We start from the raw sequence: 22,524 nt of genomic DNA, 5'->3' as shown, positions 1-22,524 counted from the left end.
TCGGCGTGCTGTATGGCGGCCGCTCCGCCGAGCGCGAAGTCTCGCTGATGTCGGGCAGCGGCGTGCTGAAGGCATTGCAGAGCAAGGGCGTCGACGCGCACGGTTTCGATCCTGCGCAGCGCAGCCTGGCTGAACTGGCAGCGGAAAAGTTCGACCGCGTGTTCATCGCGCTGCACGGCCGCTACGGCGAGGACGGCACGCTGCAGGGCGTGCTCGAGCAGCTCGGCATTCCCTATACCGGGTCCGGCGTGATGGCCTCGTCCATCGGCATGGACAAGGTGATGACCAAGCGCATCTGGACGAACCATGGCTTGCCGACGCCGCGCTTCATCGTGCTCGATTCGCACGAGGCGACGCCCGAAGAGCTGCGCAAGGTGCCGGACGAACTCGGCCTGCCGGTGATGCTGAAGGCGCCGCATGAAGGTTCGACCATCGGCATCAGCAAGGTGATCGGCTATTCGGAAATGCAGGAAGGCTTTGCGCATTGCGCGAAGTACGACGACGTCGTGCTGGCCGAGGAATTCATCACCGGCCGCGAACTGACGGTGCCGGTGCTCGGCAAGGGCCGCACTGCGCGCGCGCTGCCGATCGTGGAAATCTGCGCGCCGCAGGGCAACTACGACTACCAGCACAAGTACTTCAGCGACGACACCCAGTACCTCTGCCCGGCGCCGCTGGACGAGGAACTGACCAAGCGCATCCAGTCGCTCGCCGTGCGTGCATTCAATGCGGTCGGCTCTTCCGGCTGGGCCCGGGTCGACTTCATGCTGCGCGCCGCGGACAACGAACCCTTCCTGCTGGAGATTAATACCTCTCCGGGTATGACCGGGCATTCGCTGGTACCGATGTCGGCCAAGGCATCGGGTGTGAGCTATGAAGATTTGTGTGTGGAAATCCTGCGTTCGGCTGACCTCGACCTGAAGCCGACCAAGGACTGGCAACCGACGTAAGGGACAAGCAGCCAACCATGTGGCACGACGTCAGACAGCTCAATGCAGCCACCAACGCCTTGCTTGGCGTACTGGTGCTGGGCCTGCTCGCGTCGGCTTTGTGGTGGGTGGCTAACCGGCCGATGTTCACGTTGAAGACGATTCGCGTGGAAGGTGTCGGCGAAACGGTGCTGCGCCACGTTAATGCGTCGACGGTACGCACGGCAGCGGTGCCGCGCATAAAGGGCAACTTCTTCACCGCGAACCTGGACACGGTGCGCGTGGCATTCGAAGCGGTTCCCTGGGTGCGCAAGGCTTCGGTGCGGCGCGAATGGCCGAACAAGCTGATCGTCACAGTGGACGAGCATGAACCGCTGGGTACATGGGGCGAAGAAGGCAAGCTGCTGTCGGTAAAAGGCGATGTCTTCACCGCCAACCTTGCCGAGGCGGAAGAAGACCACGAGCTGGCAGAGTTCGCCGGCCCGGAGGGGAGCGAAAAGGAAGTCGTCGCCCGCTACCGCCAGCTGCAAGAGTGGTTCAAGCCGGTCAGCCTCGTGCCGGATGCGGTACGGCTCACCAGCCGTTATGCGTGGAGCGTGAGGTTGAACAACGGCATGACGGTCGAGCTGGGCAGGGAAGCGAACGTCACGACGCTGAAGGACCGCGTCGACCGGCTGGTGAAGATTTATCCGCAACTGGTCACGCGGTTGCAGGACAGGATTGAAAGTGTGGACATGCGTTATCCGAATGGATTGGCGTTGAAGGCAACCGGTTTGAAGTTCGGTATCGAAGGCAAGAAAAAGTAAGCAAACAACATGACAAAAGACGCAAAAAACCTGATCGTCGGTCTCGACATCGGCACCTCGAAGGTGGTGGCGGTGGTCGCCGAAGTGATGCCGAACGGGAGGCATGAGGTCATCGGTCTGGGCCAGCACGAGTCCAAGGGGCTGAAGAAGGGCGTGGTGGTCAACATCGAGGCAACGGTGGAGTCGATCCAGCGCGCGCTCGAAGAAGCCGAGCTCATGGCCGACTGCAAGATCAAGAACGTCTACACCGGTATCGCCGGCAGCCATATCCGCAGCTTCAATTCCAGCGGCATGGTGGCGATCAAGGACAAGGAAGTGACGGCGACCGACGTGGCGCGCGTGATCGAAACCGCCAAGGCGGTCAACATCCCGACCGACCAGCAGCTGCTGCACACGGTTCCGCAAGAATTCATTGTTGACAGCCAGGAAGATGTGCGCGAACCGATCGGCATGAGCGGCATCCGTCTGGAAGTGAAGGTGCATATCGTCACCGGCGCGGTCTCCGCCGTGCAGAACATCGTCAAGTGCGTCCGTCGCTGCGGCCTCGAAGTCTCCGACCTGATCCTGCAGCCGATGGCCTCTGCCGACGCGGTGCTGACGCCGGATGAAAAGGAACTTGGTGTTGTGCTGGTCGACATCGGCGGCGGCACGACCGACGTCGCGATCTTCACTGAAGGTGCAATCCGCCACACGGCTGTGATCCCGATCGCCGGCGACCAGATCACCAACGACATTGCGATGGCCTTGCGCACGCCGACGGCGGAAGCGGAGGAGATCAAGCTGCGCTATGGCGTGGGCAAGCAGGTGCTGGCCGATCCGGGCGAGACGCTGGAAGTGCCCGGCCTCGGCGACCGCGGACCGCGCACGCTGTCGCGCCAGGCGCTGGCAGCCGTGATCGAGCCGCGCGTGGAAGAACTGTTCGCCCTCGTGCACCAGGTGGTGCGCGAATCGGGATACGAAGAAGTCCTGTCTTCCGGCATCGTCATCACCGGCGGCACGGCCATGATGCCGGGCATGGTGGAACTGGCTGAAGACATTTTCTTGAAGCCGACGCGCCTCGGCGTGCCGGAGTACAGCGGGCAGTTGGCGGACGTGGTGCGCAGTCCGCGCTATTCGACGGTATTGGGGTTGTTGCTGGAAGCGAAGAAGCAGTACCTGCGCGGCCACATCGTCACTCGCCAGGATGGTTCGGTGAAGGCGGTATGGCAGCGAATGAAAGAGTGGTTCCTCGGTAATTTTTAAGCAGCAAGAAATCAAATAATTTTTGTGTACTAACCGCAGTTTGCAGTTGCTAGTCGCCCCACAGCGTGGTGACTAACGACTGAAAACTGCTTCATCTAAGGGAGTTAAACAATCATGGAAATCGATATGATCGATAACGCGAATCTCGGCACCGTGATCAAGGTGGTGGGCGTGGGTGGTGCAGGCGGCAATGCAGTTCAACACATGATCAACAAGGGCGTGGCAGGCGTGGAATTCATCGCCGCCAATACCGACGCGCAGGCACTGCAGCAGTCGAACGCCAACAACATCATCCAGATCGGTGAATCCGGCCTGGGCGCAGGCATGAAACCCGACGTCGGCCGCCAGCTGGCTGAGGATTCCCGCCAGCGCATCGAAGACGCACTGCGCGGCGCACACATGGTGTTCATCGCTGCCGGCATGGGCGGCGGCACCGGCACCGGCGCTGCGCCGGTGGTGGCGGAAGTGGCCAAGCAACTCGGCGCACTGACCGTTGCCGTGGTATCCAAGCCCTTCTCCTATGAAGGCGCGAAGTGCATGGAAATCGCCGAGCAGGGCCTGGAAGAACTGTCCCGCCACGTCGATTCCCTGATTGTGATCCTGAACGAGAAGCTGGAAGACATCTACGAAGACGACAGCATGATGGAATGGCTGCAACACGCCGACGACGTGCTGAACAACGCCGTTGCCGGTATCGCCGAAATCATCAATGTGCCGGGCCACATCAACGTCGACTTCAATGACGTCAAGACCATCATGGGCGAGCAGGGCAAGGCGATGATGGGTACCGCGACCGCTTCCGGTGTCGACCGCGCACGCATTGCCGCCGAGCAAGCCGTGGCATCGCCGCTGCTGGACGGCATCGACCTGTCCGGCGCGCGCGGCGTGCTGGTCAACGTCACGGCCAGCCGCAGCCTCAAGGGCAAGGAAATCAAGGAAGTCATGGCAACCGTCCGTGCCTTCGCCGCCCCCGACGCATCCATCGCACAGGGCATCGCCTACGACGAAAACATGGGCGACGAGATCCGCGTCACCGTCGTGGCAACCGGCCTCGGCCGCGGCCGCAAGAACGTGCAACTGGTGCAGACCCCGGTCCTGCGCACCGGCACGCACAACGAGCCGATCATGCAGCACACCGGCGTGGGCAACCAGGGCATGGCCGAGCCGGCTGCCGCCTTCCAGGGCCTGAAGGCCCCGGCGGTATGGCGCCGCGAGTCCGCATCGGAAACGGTGCGCGCGCTCGAAAAGAACGGCATGGAAACCTACGACATCCCGGCCTTCCTGCGCAAGCAGGCTGACTAAAGCCTTCCCCCTACGCGAAGTAGGGAGGATGCTGCAAGAAAAGCAAGAAAAAGGCATACTGCGGTTTGTACGCCGCGCCCCGCGTGACAGCGGCGCGCGGCGTTTTTACGCACTATCGCATCCCTACAAGAGAGAGGACAAAATCATGACGATCAAGATCGGCGACCGCCTGCCGGAAGGCGCGCTTTCGGAATTCATCGAAGTCGAATCGGAAGGCTGCTCCCTGGGCCCGAATACCTTCAAGGTCAGCGAGCTGACCAAGGGCAAGAAGATTGCCGTCTTCGGCCTGCCCGGCGCCTATACGCCGACCTGCTCGGCCAAGCACGTGCCGGGCTACATCGCGCTGGCCGACCAGTTCAAGGCCAAGGGCGTGGACGAGATCTGGTGCATCTCGGTCAATGATGCCTTCGTGATGGGCGCATGGGGCCGCGACCAAAAGGCGACCGGCATCGTTCGCATGATGGCCGACGGCAGTGCGGAATACACCAAGGCACTCGGCCTGGAATTCGACCTGACCGCCAAGGGCATGGGCGTCCGCATGCAACGTTTTTCGATGCTGGTGGAAGATGGCGTCGTCAAGCAGCTCAACATCGAGCAACCCGGCAAGTTCGAAGTCTCCAACGCGGAGACGCTGCTGGGACAGCTCGGCTGATTTTTCCCGCAGTAAATGAAAACGGCGCTTCGGCGCCGTTTTTTTTACTCGACGACAAACACCTCCACCTTAGCGTCCCTGAGCACCCGGTTCAATGCCTCGGGAGGCGGCGCGTCCGTAAACAGCATGTCGATCTGCGATACATGCGCCATGCGCACCAGGGCTTGGCGCGCGAACTTGTCATGGTCGGCCACCAGCCAGACCTCCCGCGATTGTTCGATGATCGCCTGCGCCACCTTGACCTCGCGCGGATCGTAGTCGCGCAGCGTGCCGTCCAGTTCGATACTCGAAATCCCGATGATGCCGATGTCGACCTTGAACTGCCGGATGAAATCGATCGTTGCCTCGCCTACGATGCCACGGTCCCGGCCGCGTACCACGCCGCCCGCTAGAATCACTTCGCAATGCGGATTGTCGGAGAGGATGGAGGCCACATTGAGGTTGTTAGTGACGACATGCAATGCCTGATGGTGCACCAGGGCACGCGCGACCTCCTCGGTCGTCGTACCGATGTTGATCAGCAATGAACATCCGGAAGGCACCTGGCGTGCCACTTCGCACGCAATGCGCCGCTTGGCGTCGCTGTTCATTCCCTGACGCAGGCTGTAGTCGATGTTCTCGACGGAAGAGGGCAGGCCTACGCCGCCGTGATAGCGTGCCAGCAGGTTCGCTTCCTCCATCATCTTGACGTCACGCCGCACCGTCTGCGGTGTGACGCCCAGCTCCAGCGCCAGCTCTTCCACCGATATGGTCACGCGTTGCCGTACGACCTCCAGCAGCCGCCTTTGACGTGGATTAAGAGTCAAATCCGTTCCCCTTCAATCGTGGCGAAGCCCTCAATATAATTGAAAACGAAAATAAACGAGTGTAAAAAATCAAAAATCCTGTTGCATTACTTTCGGGTATTGTCGTATCTTAGGCGCCTGTCACCGTACCAACTCATTATTTGGGCGAGATCCGAATGGAAAACGGCAAGACCAACCTCGAATGCGACCTGCTCGTTGTCGGTGGAGGTATCAACGGCGCCGGCATTGCGCGCGACGCCGCGGGGCGTGGTTTGACCGTCGTTCTCTGCGAGAAGGATGACCTCGCATCCCATACCTCCTCGTCCTCATCAAAGCTTATCCACGGCGGGCTGCGCTACCTCGAGTACTACGAGTTCAACCTCGTCCGCAAAGCGCTCATCGAACGCGAAGTGCTGTTGCGCGCGGCACCCCACATCATGTGGCCGATGCGCTTCGTTCTGCCGCACGACAAGGGGCAGCGTCCGGCATGGATGATCCGCACCGGCTTGTTCCTGTACGACGCGCTGGCAAAGCGCGAGCTCCTGCCCGGATCGAGCGGTGTCGACTTGCGCAGGCATGCGGCGGGCGAACCGCTCAAGCCGGAGTTCACACGAGGCTTCGTGTATTCGGATGGTTGGGTGGATGATGCGCGGCTGGTGGTGCTCAATGCGGTCGACGCAGCCGAGAAGGGTGCGCGCATCCTTACACGCACACGGTGCACATCCGCGCGGCGCGACGGCAGTGCATGGATTGTCGAACTGGTCGACGCCCAAGGAAGGCAATCCCTCGTTCGCGCGCGGGCACTGGTCAATGCGGCTGGCCCGTGGACGGCACAATTCCTGCAGAGCGCCGTAGAGCGTCCGACGGAAAAGGCGTTGCGCCTGATCAAGGGCAGCCATATCGTCGTCCCCAAGCTGTTTGACCATCCTTACGCGTATATCTTCCAGCACCCGGATGGCCGCATCGTGTTCGCCATTCCCTACGAGCAGGACTTCACCCTGATCGGCACGACGGATATCGAATATCACGGCGATGCCAACAAGGTGGCCATCGACAAGGACGAGATCATCTACCTGTGCGACCTCGCAAGCCGTTACTTCCGCAAGCGCATTACCCCGTCCGATGTCGCCTGGAGCTACTCCGGGGTTCGTCCGCTTGTGGAGGACGAATCGTCGAGCGCCGCCGCCGTGACGCGCGACTACCGCCTCGAACTCGATACGCAGGGCGCGCCGCTGCTCTCCGTCTTCGGTGGAAAGATCACCACCTTCCGCAAACTGGCGGAAGAGGCCGTCGACATGCTTGCCCCCCTGCTTCCCATGACTCGCGGCTCCTGGACCGAACACGCCTGCCTGCCCGGCGGAGACCTGTACGGCGCGCAGCCGTCGAATCGTTCCGTACACGAGTTCGACAAGTTCGTGCATGAGATGCAGAAGCGCCATGCGTTCTTGCCGGCGGCATTGGTGAGCCGTTACGCACGGGCCTACGGAACACGGATCGACACGCTGCTCGCCGGCCGAAAGAGCGTGGCCGATATGGGCAAGGAAATCGCACCTGGCCTCTATGAAGCCGAGGTCGATTACCTGATGCAGCGAGAATGGGCGGTGGACGCCGCGGATATCTTGTGGCGCAGATCCAAGCTTGGCTTGCATCTGCCCAAGGGGACGCAGGAAAAGCTCGATACCTGGATTCAGCAAATGAGCGGCAACGAGAAAAGCCGCAGCGCCTAGAATAAGCGGCGCACCAAGAAGAATTTTTAGGAGGAAGACAGCGTGCTTCTAGCATTGGAGAACGTCAGCAGGAAAGTTGGTGCGGAAGATCATATCTATCCGCTCTCGCTCTCGCTGGTGCCGGGGACCATCAACGTATTGCTGGGGACGACCAAGGCCGGCAAGACGACTCTCATGCGCCTCATGGCCGGACTCGACCGGCCGACAGAAGGGCGTGTGGTTGCCGGCGGGCGCGATGTGACCGGCGTGTCGGTCCGCGAGCGCGACCTCGCCATGGTGTACCAGCAATTCATCAATTACCCGTCGTTCACGGTCTTCGACAATATCGCGTCGCCGCTGCGCATCAAGGGCGTGGCGGAAAGCGAGATCAGGAAGCGCGTGACCGACATGGCGGAACGCCTGCACATCACACCCTACCTGCAACGCTTCCCGGCCGAACTGTCCGGCGGCCAGCAGCAGCGCACGGCGATGGCACGCGCCCTCATCAAGGAAGCCGGCCTATTGCTCCTCGACGAGCCGCTGGTCAATCTCGACTACAAGCTGCGCGAAGAATTGCGTAACGAGCTGACCGAATTGTTCTCGGAAGGAAAAACCACCGTGGTGTATGCCACCACCGAACCGCTGGAAGCCCTGCAACTCGGCGGCAACGTGGCGGTGTTGCATGAGGGGCGCTTGCTGCAGAGCGGATCGACGCTTGACGTATTCAACGCCCCCAATTCCATCCAGGCCGCACGCACCTTCAGCGATCCGCCGATCAACCTGATGCCAGCCTCCCTCGAAGCCGACGGCACCGCTCAACTGGGCAGCGGACTTGTCCTGCAATTGAGCGCCGCACAGATGCAGAAGGCGGCCGGATACAAGGAAGTGATGCTCGGCCTGCGTGCCCACAGCCTGCGCCTGGTTGCACGCAATCCGGATGATGTGCCGATTGAAGCGGAAGTCGAGCTCGCGGAAATCAGCGGTTCCGAAACCTATGTGCACGTGCATCGCGGCCGCATCGCCCTCGTCGCGCAGCTGCCTGGCGTGCACGACCTCGCAATCGGCTCGCCCTGCAGCATGTATTGCAGGCCGGGCGACCTGTTCCTGTACGCACCCGATGGCGCGCTATTGTTTGCGCCGACACTGACTCAGGTTGGAGTGTAAACATGGCCCGCATTGAACTCGTTGATCTGGCCCATGCCTACAAGCCGAACCCGAGCGCGCCGACCGACTACGCGCTGCGCCCGATGAACATGCAGTGGAATGACGGCGGCGCCTACGCGCTGCTGGGGCCGTCCGGCTGTGGCAAGACCACGCTGTTGAACATCATTTCGGGATTGCTGCGTCCTTCGCATGGCCGTGTGCTCTTCGACGGCAAGGATGTGACCAACCTGCCGCCGGAAGCGCGCAATATCGCCCAGGTGTTCCAGTTCCCGGTCATCTACGACACGATGACGGTGTTCGACAACCTCGCTTTCCCGCTGCGCAATCGCGGCTGGAAAACGGCGGACATCAACAAGCGCGTGCAGCAGGTCGCAGAGATGCTGGAGCTGACCGGCGACCTGAAGCATCGCGCCAGCGGCCTGTCCGTCGATGCGAAGCAAAAGATTTCCCTCGGCCGCGGCCTGGTTCGTCCCGATGTCGCCGCAGTACTGTTCGACGAACCGCTGACCGTGATCGATCCGCACCTCAAGTGGCTGCTGCGCCGCAAGCTCAAGGAAATCCATCACGAGCTCAAGCTGTCGCTGATCTACGTCACCCATGACCAGGTGGAGGCGCTGACATTCGCCGACAAGGTGGTGGTGATGACGCAGGGCGAAGTGGTCCAGGCCGGCACCGCACAGGAATTGTTCGAACAGCCGGCGCACACCTTCGTAGGCTATTTCATCGGCAATCCCGGCATGAATCTCCTGCCGTGCACGATCAATGGCGGTGCCGCGCATCTCGAAGGCAGCAGCATTCCGATGTCGCCGCGTGCAAGCGCCGCGCTGAACGGCGCCAACGGGAAAACGACGCTCGGCATCCGCCCCGAATTCGTTGAATGCGAATTCGAGCAGCAGCCTGATACGGTGCCGGCGACCATCACATCGGTGCGCAATCTCGGCACCCATTACCTTGCCGAGTTCAAGTTGGGCGAACACACCATCGCCGCCAAGCTGCGGCAACTCTCCGCGTCCTCCGGCGCGAAGGTATGGCTGCGCCTGCCGGCGGACAGGACCCTTTACTACGTCAACGACAAGCGGGTGGCATGACATGAAAACCCATAACAACCGCGCGTGGTTCCTGATTCTCCCGGTGATCCTGTGCGTTGCCTTCTCGGCCATCCTGCCGCTGATGACCATCGTGAACTACTCTGTGCAGGACATCCTCAGCCCGACGCAGCACGTCTTTGTGGGCACCGAGTGGTTCCGCATGGTGATGCGCGACAGCGAGCTGCACGGCGCGCTGTACCGGCAGCTGATCTTCTCGCTGTCCGTGCTCGCGATCCAGATCCCGCTCGGTATCCTGATTGCGCTGACCATGCCTGCGCAGGGCTGGAAGGCATCGATGTCCTTGGTGCTCATCGCCTTGCCGCTCCTGATTCCCTGGAACGTGGTCGGCACGATCTGGCAGATCTTCGGCCGCGGCGACATCGGCCTGCTCGGCTACGCGATCAACCGCTCCGGCATCAGCTACAACTACACCGGCGACTCGGTCGACGCATGGGTCACCGTGCTCGTCATGGATATCTGGCACTGGACCCCACTCGTAGTGCTGCTCTGTTATGCCGGCCTGCGCGCGATTCCGGATGCGTATTACCAGGCGGCGAAGATCGACGGCGCGTCGCGCTGGGCCGTGTTCCGCTTCATCCAGCTGCCCAAACTGCGCAACGTACTGATGATCGCCGTGCTGCTGCGCTTCATGGACAGCTTCATGATCTACACCGAGCCCTTCGTGTTGACCGGCGGCGGACCCGGAAATGCGACCACCTTCCTGTCGCAATACCTGACGCAGAAGGCCGTCGGCCAGTTCGATCTCGGACCGGCGGCGGCATTCTCGCTGATCTACTTCCTGATCATCCTGCTGTTCTGCTTCGTGCTCTACAACTGGATGCAACGTGTCGGAACGGGAGACAAGAAATGATGAGCAAACGCCTGACGGCGCCCATTCTCGCGATGTACCTGCTGCTGTCGCTGCTGCCGATCTACTGGATGCTGAACATGTCGCTCAAGACCAACGAGGAAATCGTTGGTGCGCTGACAATGTGGCCGAGCAACCTGACTTTCGACAACTTCAAGACGATCTTCACCGATCCGTCCTGGTATGACGGCTACATCAACTCGATTATCTATGTCGCCATTAACATGGTCCTGTCGACGGCAGTGGCATTGCCCGCGGCATATGCGTTTTCACGGTATTCCTTCCTCGGCGACAAGCATCTGTTCTTCTGGCTGCTGACCAACCGCATGACCCCGCCCGCGGTGTTCCTGCTACCGTTCTTCCAGCTCTATTCGACGGTCGGCCTGATGGATACGCACCTCGCGGTGGCGCTGGCGCACATGGTGTTCAACGTGCCGCTGGCCGTGTGGATCCTGGAGGGCTTCATGTCCGGCATTCCGAAGGAAATCGACGAGACCGCCTATATCGACGGCTACAGCTTCCCGAAATTCTTCGTGAAGATCTTCCTGCCGATGATCAAGTCCGGCGTCGGCGTGACGATGTTCTTCTGCTTCATGTTCAGCTGGGTGGAACTGCTGCTGGCCCGCACGCTGACCTCGGTCAATGCCAAGCCGATCGCCGCGACGATGACGCGCACCGTCTCCGCCGCCGGGATGGATTGGGGCGTGCTGTCCGCAGCCGGCGTGCTGACCATCGTGCCGGGCGCGCTGGTGATCTGGTTCGTGCGGCATTACATCGCCAAGGGCTTTGCAATGGGGAGGGTGTGACATGGAAGAAGTATTCGGATGGATGGCATGGACGCCTCCCGTGGCCGTCTTCTTTACGGCAATCGTGCTCATGCTGATCGGCATGACGATATGGGAAATCAAATCGCCGACGACCGAGCGGCGGGGCTTCCTGCCGATCAGCACGACGCGCGGCGACAGGCTGTTCATCGGCCTGTTGACGGCTGCCTACCTCAACCTGGCCTGGGCCGGCCTGACCGAGATGGACCAGGCCATCGGCGCGGCGGTCGGAATTCTGGTGTTGCTTATCGTGATGCGTTGGGGTTGACCCTGCGTTTCCATGCCCGGCGCATTCCTTCCCCGCGCCGGGCATTCCTGCTGGGGGAAGACATTAAAACAGGTGGAGATATGAGACTAAAACTGACGGCGTTGGCTGCGGCGGCGATGCTGGCTTCGGGTGCTTCCTGGGCCGACATGAAAGCAGCGGAAAAGTGGGTTACCCAGGAGTTCCAGCCTTCCAGCCTGAGCAAGCAGCAGCAGCTGGACGAAATGAAGTGGTTCATCGAAGCCGCCGCCAAGCTCAAGGCGAAAGGCATCAATGAAATCAATGTCGTGTCCGAAACCATCGACACGCACGTGTATGAATCCAAGACCCTCGCCAAGGCCTTCGAGGAGATTACCGGCATCAAGGTCAAGCACGACATCATCCAGGAAGGCGACGTCGTCGAAAAGCTGCAGACCTCGATGCAGTCCGGCAAGAGCATTTATGACGGCTGGATTTCCGACTCCGACCTGATCGGCACGCACTACCGCTACGGCGCGATCATCCCGCTGTCCGATTACATGGCAGGCGAAGGCAAGGAATTCACCAATCCTGGCCTCGACCTGAAGGATTTCATCGGCATCAGCTTCACCACCGCGCCCGACGGCAAGGTCTACCAGCTGCCCGACCAGCAATTCGCGAACCTGTATTGGTTCCGTGCCGACTGGTTCGAGCGCAAGGACCTGAAGGAAAAGTTCAAGGCCAAGTACGGCTATGAACTCGGAGTGCCGGTCAACTGGTCCGCCTATGAAGACATCGCCGATTTCTTTACGAACGACGTCAAGAATCTCGACGGCAAGCGCGTCTACGGCCACATGGATTACGGCAAGAAGGATCCGTCGCTCGGCTGGCGCTTCACCGACGCGTGGCTATCGATGGCCGGCACCGCCGACAAGGGCATTCCGAACGGGGTGCCGGTCGACGAATGGGGTATCCGTGTTTCGCAGGACAAGTGCAATCCGGTCGGCGCATCCGTCACACGCGGCGGCGCGACCAACTCGCCGCCTGCCGTGTACGCGCTCACCAAGTATGTCGACTGGATGAAGAAATACGCGCCGCCGCAGGCGATGGGCATGACCTTCTCGGAAGCAGGCCCCGTCCCGGCGCAAGGCGAAATCGCCCAGCAGATTTTCTGGTATACGGCCTTCACGGCATCGATGACCAAGAGCGGCCTGCCGGTTGTGAATGCGGACGGAAAACCGAAGTGGCGAATGGCCCCGTCGCCGCACGGGCCGTATTGGAAGAACGGCATGCAAAACGGCTACCAGGACGTGGGTTCATGGACCTTCTTCAAGTCCACGCCGCCGGAGCGTCGCGCCGCCGCATGGCTCTATGCGCAGTTCGTGACCGCGAAGACGGTGTCGCTGAAAAAGTCGATCACCGGCCTGACCTTCATCCGCGAGTCCGACATCAAGCATGACTACTTCACGCAGCACGCCGACCAGCTCGGCGGCCTGGTCGAGTTCTACCGCAGTCCGGCCCGGGTGGCATGGACGCCGACCGGCACCAACGTTCCTGACTATCCGAAGCTGGCTCAGCTCTGGTGGAAGAACGTCGCGACCGCGGTCACTGGCGAGAAGACACCGCAGGCGGCAATGGACAACCTGGCCGAGGAAATGGACCAGGTCCTGGCGCGCCTCGAGCGCGCCGGCATGAAGGCCTGCGCACCGAAGCTGAATCCGAAGGGCGACCCTGCCAAGTGGCTGAGCGACAAGGGCGCACCGTGGAAGAAGCTGGACAACGAAAAGCCGAAGGGTGAAACCATCGCCTACGACAAGCTGCTGCAGGCCTGGAAGGAGGGCCGTGCCAACTGATCGCGTCGTCATTGATCAGATAAACTAGGTTGGCGCGGCAGTGTTGCCGCGCCATTTTTCATGGCGGCCGGAGAGCGCGTCATCCAAGGAGACAGTCCAGTGACCCAATACATTCTCGCCCTCGACCAGGGCACGACCAGTTCGCGCGCCATCCTGTTCGATCGTGAAGGCCGCATGCAGGGCATCGCGCAGCAGGAATTCCGGCAGATTTTCCCGCAATCGGGCTGGGTCGAACACGACGCCAACGAAATCTGGAGCAGCCAGCTGAGCGTCGCGCGGCAGGTGCTCAAGCAGCAAAATATCTCCGCAACCGAGATTACCGCCATCGGCATCACGAACCAGCGCGAAACGACGGTAGTGTGGGACCGCAGGACGGGCGAGCCGATCGCCAACGCCATCGTGTGGCAGGATCACCGCACCGCGGGCCTGTGTGACGCTTTGCGCGAGCAGGGCAAGACCGGATTGTTCCAGGAGAAGACCGGCCTGGTGATCGATGCCTATTTTTCGGGCACCAAGCTCAAGTGGCTGCTCGATCATGTGCCCGGTGCGCGGAGCAGGGCGGAGCGCGGCGAACTCGCCTTCGGCACCATTGATTCCTGGCTCATCTACAAGCTTTGCGGCGCACATGTCGCCGACACCAGCAACGCATCACGCACGTTGCTGTTCAATATTCACACCCTTCAGTGGGACGACGAACTGCTGTCCATCCTCGACATCCCGCGCAGCCTGTTGCCCGACGTTGTCTCCGGCAGCGGTGTGGTTGGATCGACAAAGGCTGAATTGCTCGGCGGTCCGATTCCGATTGCCGGAATCGCCGGCGACCAGCAGGCGGCGACGTTCGGCCAGGCCTGCCATCATCCCGGCATGGCAAAGAATACCTACGGTACGGGTTGCTTCATGCTGATGAACACCGGCAAGCAGGCCATCACTTCGAAGAACAGCCTCTTGACCACCGTCGGATGGACTATCGACGGACAGACCGATTACATGCTCGAAGGCAGCGTGTTCAATGCCGGCGCCGCCGTGCAATGGCTGCGTGACGGACTCGGGATCATCAATAGTTCGGAAGAAGTCGAAGCACTGGCTTCCAGTGTCCCGGACACCGGAGGCGTATTCTTTGTGCCCGCGTTTGTCGGCCTTGGCACACCTTATTGGGATTCCTACGCGCGTGGAACCATGGTCGGCATCAGCCGTGGAACCACGAAGGCGCACATCGCGCGGGCGACGCTGGCGAGCATTGCCTATCAAACAGCGGACGTGCTCGAGGCGATGCAGAAGGACGCGTCCATCGGGCTGACCGAATTGCGGGTGGACGGCGGCGCGTCGCGCAACGATCTGTTGATGCAGTTCCAGGCTGATGTGCTGGGTGTTCCCGTGGTGAGGCCGCTCGTGACGGAAACGACCGCGCTAGGCGCGGCGTATCTCGCGGGCCTGGCGGTCAAGTTCTGGGGATCGAAGGATGAAATCGCGTCGCAGTGGCAGGTCCAGAAGCGCTTCGAGCCGGCGATGACCGCAGGCGAGCGCGAGCAACGTCTTTCGACGTGGCGACGGGCAGTGCAAAGGGCGCAACATTGGGTTGAAAGCCACTAATTTAGACGGGAATGACAGCAGATCGGTGCGGATAGCGTGGTGTAAGCCCAACAACGGTCACAATGCTTTACAACTGACCGGTGGGTTAGTTGCTATAATTCACCGATGCTCAAACAACGCACCGTCAAACAGCTCGTCAAGACCATTGGCGTCGGACTCCATTCCGGCACCAAGGTCGAGCTCACGCTTCGCCCGGCTGCGCCCGATACCGGTATCGTTTTCCGCCGGGTCGACGTCAATCCTCCTGTCGACCTGCCCGCGCGCGCCGACGGCGTTGGCGACACCCGCATGGCGTCCGTCCTCGAAAAGGAGGGCGTCCGCGTGTCGACCGTCGAGCACCTGATGTCGGCCTGCGCCGGCCTTGGCATCGACAACCTGTACGTCGATTTGACTGCGGAAGAAATCCCGATCATGGACGGCTCCGCCGCCACCTTCGTGTTCCTGCTGCAGCAGGCCGGTCTCCATGAACAGAACGCGCCGAAGAAATTCATCCGCGTGAAGAAGCCGGTCGAAGTCCGTGACGGCAAGGGCGCGCAGGAAAAGTGGGCGCGCCTGGAGCCCTACGACGGTTTCAAGCTCAACTTCTTCATCGAATTCAACCATCCGGCCGTCGATGCGACCGGCCAGGTAGCCGAAGTCGATTTCGGCATCGATTCCTATGTCAGGGAAATCGCCCGCGCCCGCACCTTCGGCTTCATGCAGGACGTCGAAACCTTGCGCGGCATGGGGCTGGCGCGTGGCGGCTCGCTGGAAAACGCAATCGTGATGGATGAATACCGGATCCTCAATCCGGACGGCCTGCGCTACGAAAACGAATTCGTGCGCCACAAGATCCTCGACGCCATTGGCGATCTCTACCTCGTTGGCCATCCGCTGCTGGCCAGCTATGTCGCGCACAAGGCGGGCCACATGATGAACAACCTGCTGCTGCGCGCCTTGCTTGAGCAGCCGGATGCCTATGAGATTGTGAGCTTTGACTCCCTCAACGCCGCGCCGGAGGCCTATGCCCGCCAGACGCGCCAGGAGTGGGCTTTCGCGTGACTATCGGTGGCGCTTGAGCAGGTTGTTCAGCGCCTCGGTCAACGCCTGGTTTCCTGGCGACTTGTCCAGTGAATTCCGCAGTTCCTCGAATGCCGACAAGGCCTTGTTCGGCATTTCGATTTCCTTCTGGCGTATTGTCTTTTCGCCAATCTTTCTCACTTGCACTTTGATACGTATTGCGTTAACCTGCCAACCGCGTTGCAGCAGGCTCTCTTGCAATTTTGGCAATTGCTGCTTGAGCTTTGCGGCCAGTGCCGCATTCGGCACCCCGATCGTCAATTGACCTCCGTCGAACCGCATGACGGAACAAGCGTCAAAAAGCGCGGGGAGTACAGCCGAGCACTCTTCTTGCAACGCCGCCAGGCGCATCACTGCCGGCAAAAGCGTGGCCATTTTGTCGTGTGTGCGCAGGAAATCTGTAGCAGCTGTAACCCTGTTCGCGGGCTTGGTGCTCGCGCGGGCAGGCTGAAATCGTTGCTGGGATGCAAAAGAAAAGGGCGGGCGACTCATGCTTCAACCTTATCACACACACCTGCGATAGACGAGTCGGAGGAGTAAGAATGCAAATAATTCTGCTGCACCCGCGCTTCAGCGCAAAGACGCTTACGCTGACGCGCTGGCACCTGATGCTCGCAGGGTTTGCGTTTGCGGCATCGGTCGTCCTTGTTTCTTTCCTCTTGTATTACCTCACTGCCCGGCACGCAAGCGACCTCAATATTCCGATCGTCCGCGACGTCGTCGCATCCGCCACGCACGACGACACCAGCAAGAAAGACAAGTACGTCAAGGAAAACCTTGCCGCCATGGCCACCAAGCTGGGTGAAATGCAGGCGCAGTTGATGCGTCTGGATGCCCTCGGCGAACGCGTGCAAGGCTTGGCCGGCGTCAAACCGCAAGAATTCAATTTCCGCGAGCTGCCCGGTCGGGGCGGTATCGAAACCACGAGCATGCCGGGCAAGCAGCTCAGCATGAATGAATTCCAGCAGCTGCTGGACGCGATGGCGCGCGACGTGGAGCACCGCGCCGACTACATGAACGTCGTCGAATCCGCGCTGATGAGCCACAAGATCAAATCCAAGCTGCTGCCCACCATTCCGCCGGTTAACGTCAGTTACAACGCGTCTGGTTTCGGCTGGCGCTTTGACCCCTTCACGGGCCGCCAGGCTTTCCATGAAGGCATCGACTTTGCAGCGGCTACCGGCACGCCCATCGTCGCGGCCGCAGGCGGAGTTGTCATCGTTGCCGAATACCATCCCCAATTCGGCAACATGGTCGAGGTCGACCACGGTAATGACATCGTGACACGCTACGCGCACTGCTCACGCCTGGGTGTCAAGGTCGGCGACATCGTGCGCCGCGGTCAGCATGTCGCCGATATCGGTTCCACCGGACGCTCGACCGGCTCGCATCTGCACTTTGAAGTGCTGGTAAAGGGTATCCAGCAGGATCCGCACAAGTTCCTCGCCGCCGGGGCTGACCAGGCCAAGATGGCTGCTCTGGCAGCCAGGTAAGCCTTTCTGTTGACTTTGCGGCGCCAGGGGATTGTTTCCCTCCGGACCGTCCCCATCTAACGCTTGATCGGCCATGTGCGGCCGGGTGGATTCCGGAAATTTGTCCTTGCACAATCATTTTGCGTATCCGGTTCTGAAGCGGGCAGACCCCTTGGGGCTGCATGATAAAATCTGCAATTTAGCCCAATTGCGTCTCTGCGAAACTGAAGAAGGGCTGGTTTCGCGGCGTCATCTACAACATTAAAGCATGTCCCTACTGACCCAGATTTTCGGCAGCCGCAACCAGCGGCTGATCAAGCAATACCAGAAGACAGTACGCGAAATCAATGCGCTCGAACCAGCGCTGGAGAAGCTCTCCGACACCGAGCTGCAGGCGAAGACGCCCGCGTTCAAGGAGCGCATCGCCAAGGGCGAGACCCTGGACCAGCTCCTGCCGGAAGCTTTTGCGGTCTGCCGCGAGGCCAGCCGTCGCGTCCTGAAGATGCGCCACTTCGACGTGCAGCTCATCGGCGGCATGGTGCTCCACTACGGCAAGATCGCCGAAATGGGCACAGGTGAAGGCAAAACGCTGATGGCCACGCTCGCGGCCTACCTGAATGCGCTGGCCGGCAAGGGCGTGCACGTGGTGACCGTCAACGATTACCTCGCGCAGCGCGACGCCGAATGGATGGGCAAGCTGTACAGCTGGCTCGGCCTGACGACTGGTGTGAATCTGTCGCAGATGCCGCACGACACCAAGCAGGCTGCTTACGCCGCTGACATCACCTACGGCACCAACAACGAATTCGGCTTTGACTACCTGCGCGACAACATGGTCTACGACACGGGCGACCGTGTGCAGCGCAGTCTGAATTTTGCCATCGTCGACGAAGTGGACTCGATCCTGATCGACGAAGCGCGTACCCCGCTGATCATCTCCGGACAGGCCGAAGATCACACCGACCTGTACATCCGGATGAACGAAGTTCCGCCGCTGCTGACGCTGCAGATCGGCGAGGAAACGCCGGACGGCAAGGGCAAGGTCGAAGTCCCCGGCGATTACACCAAGGACGAGAAATCGCACCAGGTGCTGCTGACCGAAGCTGGCCACGAAAAGGCGGAACAGATCCTGACCCGCATGGGCTTGCTGCCGGAAGGTGCATCACTCTACGACCCCGCCAACATCACGCTGATTCACCACCTGTACGCCGCACTGCGCGCACATGTGCTCTACCACAAGGACCAGCATTACGTGGTGCAGAACGGCGAGGTCATCATCGTCGACGAATTCACCGGCCGCCTGATGGTGGGCCGCCGCTGGTCCGACGGCCTGCACCAGGCGGTCGAAGCCAAGGAGCGCGCGAAGATCCAGAACGAGAACCAGACCCTGGCCTCGATCACCTTCCAGAACTACTTCCGCATGTACGGCAAGCTCGCCGGCATGACCGGTACCGCCGACACCGAAGCCTACGAATTCCAGGAAATCTACGGCCTCGAAACCGTGGTCATCCCGCCGAACCGCCCGAGCCAGCGCAAGGATCGGCAGGACCAGGTGTACAAGACGGCGCAGGAAAGGTACAACGCGGTCGTCGCCGACATCAAGGATTGCCACGAGCGTGGCCAGCCGGTGCTGGTCGGCACCACATCGATCGAGAACTCGGAGCTGATCTCGACGATCCTCTCCCAGCACAAGCTGCCGCACAACGTGCTCAACGCCAAGCAGCACGCACGCGAAGCGGAGATCGTCGCCCAGGCCGGCCGCCCGAAGATGATCACCATCGCCACCAACATGGCAGGCCGCGGCACCGACATCGTCCTTGGCGGCAATGTCGAGAAACAGATCCAGCTCATCGAAGCCGATCCCAACCTCTCCGACGCCGACAAGCAGCAGAAGGCGCAGACGCTGCGCGACGAATGGCAATCCCTGCACGAACATGTGGTGAAGGCCGGCGGCCTGCACATCATCGGAACCGAGCGCCACGAGTCCCGCCGCATCGACAACCAGCTGCGCGGCCGCTCGGGCCGCCAGGGCGATCCGGGTTCGTCGCGCTTCTATCTGTCGCTGGACGACCCGCTCCTGCGCATCTTCGCCGGCGACCGCGTGCGCGCGATCATGGACCGTCTGAAGATGCCGGAAGGCGAGCCGATCGAAGCAGGCATCGTGTCGCGCTCCATCGAATCCGCGCAGCGCAAGGTTGAAGCGCGCAACTTCGATATCCGCAAGCAGCTGCTGGAATACGACGACGTCGCCAACGACCAACGCAAGGTGATCTACCAGCAGCGCAACGAACTGCTCGAAGCGCACGACGTGGCCGAAATGGTCGCGAACCTGCGCGAGGGCTTGTTTACCGATGTATTCCGCAGTTTCGTTCCGGCGGAGTCGATGGAAGAGCAGTGGGACCTCAAGGGCCTGGAAGCCGCGCTTGCCAACGAATGGCAGCTCGAAGTGCCGCTGACGAAGATGCTGGAAGCCCAGCCAGAACTGACCGACGAGGAACTCCTCGAGCGCGTGCTGAAGGCTGCGGAAGAATCCTACAGCGCCAAGGTTGAGATCATCGGCAAGGAAGCCTTCGCCGGCTTCGAGCGCAGCGTCATGCTGCAGAGCATCGACACGCACTGGCGCGAGCACCTCGCGGCGCTCGACCACCTGCGCCAAGGTATCCATCTGCGCGGTTATGCGCAGAAGAACCCGAAGCAGGAATACAAGCGCGAAGCTTTCGAGCTGTTTGGCACCATGCTCGACCTCATCAAAAATGAAGTGGTCCGCATCATCATGACGGTGCGCATCCAGTCGCGCGAAGAGATCGACGCCGCCGAAGCCCAGCTCGCCCAGTCGCACGTCGAGAACGTGCACTACGAGCACGCCGACTTCAATCCGAACGCGGCGCCGGAAGAGCTGCTTGCACCGACTGCCAATTCGGAGTCTTCCGCTCAGCAGCCGATGGTCAACGGCGTGCCGAAGGTCGGCCGCAACGACCCCTGCCCATGCGGCAGCGGCAAGAAGTACAAGCAGTGCCACGGCCGGCTGGCGTAATCGGCAAGGCTGGACGACAAAAGGGCAGGGTAACCTGCCCTTTTGTTTTTTGAGCGGCTTCCGGTCCGCATGCGCGTCGTAGTACCCTATAGCGATGGAACCAGCACACAACCACGAACCGTTCGCCGCGGCACCCTTCATCAAGGAAATCGGCCGAGGCAAGAAGGGCGCGCGCGGCATTTCCCGCGAGGATGCCCGAAACCTATACGCCGCGATGCTCGACGGCCGCGTCTCCGACTTGGAGATGGGCGGCCTCATGCTCGCCCTGCGCATCAAGGGAGAATCGGTCGATGAGATTGCAGGCTTCCTCGACGCTTCGGAACAATCCTTCGACATGCTGCCCTGCCCGGCGGGTGATTACGCACCGGTTGTCGTCCCGAGCTATAACGGCTCGCGCCAGATGCCGAACCTCACGCCGCTGCTGGCAATGCTGCTCGCCCAGCGCGGCGTGCCCGTTCTCATCCATGGCGTGACAGAGGATCCCGGGCGCGTCACGACGGCTGAAATCCTGCGCGAACTCGGCTTTGCATTTGCACGCTCAGTCGACGAGGCGATGCAGGGTTTTGCGCGGCGCGAACCGGTGTTCATGCCCATCGAACGCCTCGCGCCGAAGATGGCGCGCCTGCTTTCCCTGCGGCGTATCCTGGGTGTGCGCAACTCGACGCATACGCTGGTCAAGATCATGCAGCCGTTCGCCGGACCGGCGTTGCGGCTCACTTCCTACACCCACCCCGAATACCTCGAACTGTTGTCCGGGTACTTCAGCAACGCCGTTCCGGTCGAACGCGGCGATGCCTTCCTGATGCGCGGTACCGAAGGCGAAACTGTCGCCAATGCCAAGCGCGCGCAGCAGATTTCGTGGTTTCATGACCATCAATGCACTGTGTTGGTGCAAAAGCAGGAGGCGGTCGACGAATTGCCCCCGCTTCCGCATCAACGTGATGCAGCCACGACTGCGGAATGGATCAAGGAAGCGCTTGCAGGCCGCCAGCCGGTGCCTGTACCGATCCAGGAGCAGGTGGAACACTGTTTGCATGTAGCCGGGCTCGTACATGCGAAACGGGTGTCCCATGGAGAAGCAAGGTAAGGTTGTTCTGGTTGGCGCCGGTCCCGGAGACCCGGACCTCCTCACCGTCAAGGCCGTCAAGGCAATTGCCGCGGCCGACGTTCTCCTCGTCGACGATCTCGTCAATCCGGCGATCCTCGACCATGCTCGTTTCGACGCCCGCATCGTCCCCGTCGGCAAGCGCGGCGGGTGTCAGTCGACCCCGCAGGACTTCATTGAAAAGCTGATGATCAGCGAAGCGCGCTGCGGCAACCTCGTCGTGCGCCTGAAAGGCGGCGATCCTTTCATCTTCGGTCGCGGCGGCGAAGAGCGCGCCCATCTCGAAGCCGCCGGCATCACGGTCGAGGTCGTCAACGGCATCAGCAGTGGATTGGCTGCGCCCGCATCGCTCGGCATTCCGCTGACCCACCGCGACTGGAGCCAGGGCGCGATCTTCGTGACCGGCCATGGCAAGACAGCCGATGCCAATCCCGACTGGGCTACGCTGGCCAAGCTGGACATGACGCTCGTGATCTACATGGGCGTTGCGCGTTGCGCCGAAATCCAGGAGTCACTGCTCGCCGGCGGCAAGTCCGCCATGACCCCGGTTGCCGTCATCCAGTCGGCTACGTCGACCAAACAGGCGCAACTGATCACCACGCTGGGCGAACTTCCCGCTGCGCTTGCGGCTTCCACGCTGGCCAGTCCCAGCATCATCGTCATTGGCGACGTCGTACGCTGCGCACGCCCCGAATTCCTCAACGAAGCCATGCACCGCAAGTATTTTGCGATGCTCGGTGTCCAATAGCGCTTGCCAGTTCCCAAGCGCCTGGGGCGTGCCACGTCGATGATCGTTGGCACCGACACTGCTCCCTGATTCCT

Annotated in this window: 20 protein-coding genes; 18 read left to right on the top strand and 2 right to left on the bottom strand. The window is 61.2% G+C overall.

The features are described 5' to 3' along the window. From AYR66_RS06090 to AYR66_RS06070, 5 genes are all read left to right on the top strand, one after another. Positions 1-950: D-alanine--D-alanine ligase (locus AYR66_RS06090; protein ID WP_088709632.1), on the top strand; the 950-nt coding region annotated here is incomplete at its 5' end. Between the two features lie 17 nt (positions 951-967). Beyond that, complete coding sequence (locus AYR66_RS06085) at positions 968-1,735, top strand: cell division protein FtsQ/DivIB (protein ID WP_088706784.1); 768 nt, start codon at positions 968-970, stop codon at positions 1,733-1,735. Between the two features lie 9 nt (positions 1,736-1,744). Further along, a complete protein-coding gene (ftsA, locus tag AYR66_RS06080) occupies positions 1,745-2,977 on the top strand; it encodes a cell division protein FtsA (protein WP_088706783.1) in 1,233 nt (410 codons plus the stop codon). Positions 2,978-3,091: 114 nt separating this feature from the next. After that, a complete protein-coding gene (gene ftsZ, locus AYR66_RS06075) occupies positions 3,092-4,279 on the top strand; it encodes a cell division protein FtsZ (protein ID WP_088706782.1) in 1,188 nt (395 codons plus the stop codon). Positions 4,280-4,424: 145 nt separating this feature from the next. Further along, on the top strand, positions 4,425-4,931 hold the full coding sequence (locus AYR66_RS06070; RefSeq protein ID WP_088709631.1) for a peroxiredoxin: 507 nt from the start codon (positions 4,425-4,427) through the stop codon (positions 4,929-4,931). A 44-nt stretch (positions 4,932-4,975) separates the two neighbouring features. Here the strand turns inward: AYR66_RS06070 and AYR66_RS06065 are convergent, their stop codons facing one another. Further along, positions 4,976-5,737, bottom strand: coding sequence for a DeoR/GlpR family DNA-binding transcription regulator (locus AYR66_RS06065; protein WP_088706781.1), 762 nt, complete (start codon positions 5,735-5,737; stop codon positions 4,976-4,978). A gap of 155 nt (positions 5,738-5,892) precedes the next feature. On the opposite strand from AYR66_RS06065, the gene glpD reads away from it, so the two are divergent. The 9 genes from glpD to lpxC all read left to right on the top strand — a co-directional run bounded on the left by glpD (position 5,893) and on the right by lpxC (position 16,073). Then, positions 5,893-7,443 (top strand): glycerol-3-phosphate dehydrogenase, encoded by a 1,551-nt coding sequence (gene glpD, locus AYR66_RS06060; protein WP_088706780.1) that lies wholly within the window; start codon positions 5,893-5,895, stop codon positions 7,441-7,443. Positions 7,444-7,485: 42 nt separating this feature from the next. After that, on the top strand, positions 7,486-8,586 hold the full coding sequence (locus AYR66_RS06055; RefSeq protein WP_088706779.1) for an ABC transporter ATP-binding protein: 1,101 nt from the start codon (positions 7,486-7,488) through the stop codon (positions 8,584-8,586). Positions 8,587-8,588: 2 nt separating this feature from the next. Beyond that, on the top strand, positions 8,589-9,674 hold the full coding sequence (locus AYR66_RS06050; RefSeq protein WP_088706778.1) for an ABC transporter ATP-binding protein: 1,086 nt from the start codon (positions 8,589-8,591) through the stop codon (positions 9,672-9,674). A gap of 1 nt (position 9,675) precedes the next feature. Beyond that, entirely contained in the window at positions 9,676-10,545 is an 870-nt protein-coding gene (locus tag AYR66_RS06045; RefSeq protein WP_088706777.1) for a carbohydrate ABC transporter permease, read from the top strand. Next, a complete protein-coding gene (locus AYR66_RS06040) occupies positions 10,545-11,348 on the top strand; it encodes a carbohydrate ABC transporter permease (RefSeq protein WP_088709630.1) in 804 nt (267 codons plus the stop codon). The genes AYR66_RS06045 and AYR66_RS06040 overlap by 1 nt, the downstream gene beginning before the upstream one ends. Before the next feature lies 1 nt (position 11,349). Beyond that, a complete protein-coding gene (locus AYR66_RS06035; RefSeq protein ID WP_088706776.1) occupies positions 11,350-11,634 on the top strand; it encodes a DUF2160 domain-containing protein in 285 nt (94 codons plus the stop codon). An 80-nt stretch (positions 11,635-11,714) separates the two neighbouring features. Then, positions 11,715-13,442, top strand: a complete 1,728-nt coding sequence (locus AYR66_RS06030) for an ABC transporter substrate-binding protein (RefSeq protein ID WP_088706775.1) — start codon at positions 11,715-11,717, stop codon at positions 13,440-13,442. A gap of 99 nt (positions 13,443-13,541) precedes the next feature. After that, complete coding sequence (gene glpK, locus AYR66_RS06025) at positions 13,542-15,032, top strand: glycerol kinase GlpK (protein WP_088706774.1); 1,491 nt, start codon at positions 13,542-13,544, stop codon at positions 15,030-15,032. Between the two features lie 105 nt (positions 15,033-15,137). Beyond that, a complete protein-coding gene (gene lpxC / locus AYR66_RS06020; RefSeq protein WP_088706773.1) occupies positions 15,138-16,073 on the top strand; it encodes a UDP-3-O-acyl-N-acetylglucosamine deacetylase in 936 nt (311 codons plus the stop codon). Here the strand turns inward: lpxC and AYR66_RS06015 are convergent, their stop codons facing one another. Beyond that, complete coding sequence (locus tag AYR66_RS06015; protein ID WP_088706772.1) at positions 16,074-16,583, bottom strand: DciA family protein; 510 nt, start codon at positions 16,581-16,583, stop codon at positions 16,074-16,076. A 50-nt stretch (positions 16,584-16,633) separates the two neighbouring features. Here AYR66_RS06015 and AYR66_RS06010 point away from each other — a divergent pair, with 50 nt between their 5' ends. The 4 genes from AYR66_RS06010 to cobA all read left to right on the top strand — a co-directional run bounded on the left by AYR66_RS06010 (position 16,634) and on the right by cobA (position 22,450). After that, on the top strand, positions 16,634-17,584 hold the full coding sequence (locus AYR66_RS06010; RefSeq protein ID WP_088706771.1) for a M23 family metallopeptidase: 951 nt from the start codon (positions 16,634-16,636) through the stop codon (positions 17,582-17,584). 247 nt (positions 17,585-17,831) lie between these two features. Then, positions 17,832-20,597 (top strand): preprotein translocase subunit SecA, encoded by a 2,766-nt coding sequence (gene secA / locus AYR66_RS06005; RefSeq protein ID WP_088706770.1) that lies wholly within the window; start codon positions 17,832-17,834, stop codon positions 20,595-20,597. 94 nt (positions 20,598-20,691) lie between these two features. Then, positions 20,692-21,684, top strand: a complete 993-nt coding sequence (gene ybiB / locus AYR66_RS06000) for a DNA-binding protein YbiB (protein WP_088706769.1) — start codon at positions 20,692-20,694, stop codon at positions 21,682-21,684. Further along, a complete protein-coding gene (gene cobA / locus AYR66_RS05995) occupies positions 21,668-22,450 on the top strand; it encodes a uroporphyrinogen-III C-methyltransferase (protein ID WP_088706768.1) in 783 nt (260 codons plus the stop codon). The genes ybiB and cobA overlap by 17 nt, the downstream gene beginning before the upstream one ends. The last annotated feature ends 74 nt before the right edge of the window (positions 22,451-22,524 follow it).

The sequence above is a fragment of the Noviherbaspirillum denitrificans genome (assembly GCF_002211445.1).
Classification (GTDB): domain Bacteria; phylum Pseudomonadota; class Gammaproteobacteria; order Burkholderiales; family Burkholderiaceae_D; genus Noviherbaspirillum; species Noviherbaspirillum denitrificans.
The sequence above is the reverse complement of the archived record's forward strand: the minus strand, read 5'-3'. Positions and strand labels throughout refer to the sequence as shown.

Excerpts from the sequence above, each read along its gene's own strand:
- AYR66_RS06070 (WP_088709631.1), top strand. The coding sequence starts at position 4,425 with ATGACGATCAAGATCGGCGACCGCCTGCCGGAAGGCGCGCTTTCGGAA.
- ybiB (WP_088706769.1), top strand. The coding sequence starts at position 20,692 with ATGGAACCAGCACACAACCACGAACCGTTCGCCGCGGCACCCTTCATC.
- AYR66_RS06040 (WP_088709630.1), top strand. The coding sequence starts at position 10,545 with ATGAGCAAACGCCTGACGGCGCCCATTCTCGCGATGTACCTGCTGCTG.
- cobA (WP_088706768.1), top strand. The coding sequence starts at position 21,668 with ATGGAGAAGCAAGGTAAGGTTGTTCTGGTTGGCGCCGGTCCCGGAGAC.
- AYR66_RS06050 (WP_088706778.1), top strand. The coding sequence starts at position 8,589 with ATGGCCCGCATTGAACTCGTTGATCTGGCCCATGCCTACAAGCCGAAC.
- AYR66_RS06030 (WP_088706775.1), top strand. The coding sequence starts at position 11,715 with ATGAGACTAAAACTGACGGCGTTGGCTGCGGCGGCGATGCTGGCTTCG.
- lpxC (WP_088706773.1), top strand. The coding sequence starts at position 15,138 with ATGCTCAAACAACGCACCGTCAAACAGCTCGTCAAGACCATTGGCGTC.
- AYR66_RS06010 (WP_088706771.1), top strand. The coding sequence starts at position 16,634 with ATGCAAATAATTCTGCTGCACCCGCGCTTCAGCGCAAAGACGCTTACG.
- AYR66_RS06045 (WP_088706777.1), top strand. The coding sequence starts at position 9,676 with ATGAAAACCCATAACAACCGCGCGTGGTTCCTGATTCTCCCGGTGATC.
- AYR66_RS06035 (WP_088706776.1), top strand. The coding sequence starts at position 11,350 with ATGGAAGAAGTATTCGGATGGATGGCATGGACGCCTCCCGTGGCCGTC.
- AYR66_RS06015 (WP_088706772.1), bottom strand. The coding sequence starts at position 16,583 with ATGAGTCGCCCGCCCTTTTCTTTTGCATCCCAGCAACGATTTCAGCCT.
- AYR66_RS06085 (WP_088706784.1), top strand. The coding sequence starts at position 968 with ATGTGGCACGACGTCAGACAGCTCAATGCAGCCACCAACGCCTTGCTT.
- glpD (WP_088706780.1), top strand. The coding sequence starts at position 5,893 with ATGGAAAACGGCAAGACCAACCTCGAATGCGACCTGCTCGTTGTCGGT.
- ftsA (WP_088706783.1), top strand. The coding sequence starts at position 1,745 with ATGACAAAAGACGCAAAAAACCTGATCGTCGGTCTCGACATCGGCACC.
- ftsZ (WP_088706782.1), top strand. The coding sequence starts at position 3,092 with ATGGAAATCGATATGATCGATAACGCGAATCTCGGCACCGTGATCAAG.
- secA (WP_088706770.1), top strand. The coding sequence starts at position 17,832 with ATGTCCCTACTGACCCAGATTTTCGGCAGCCGCAACCAGCGGCTGATC.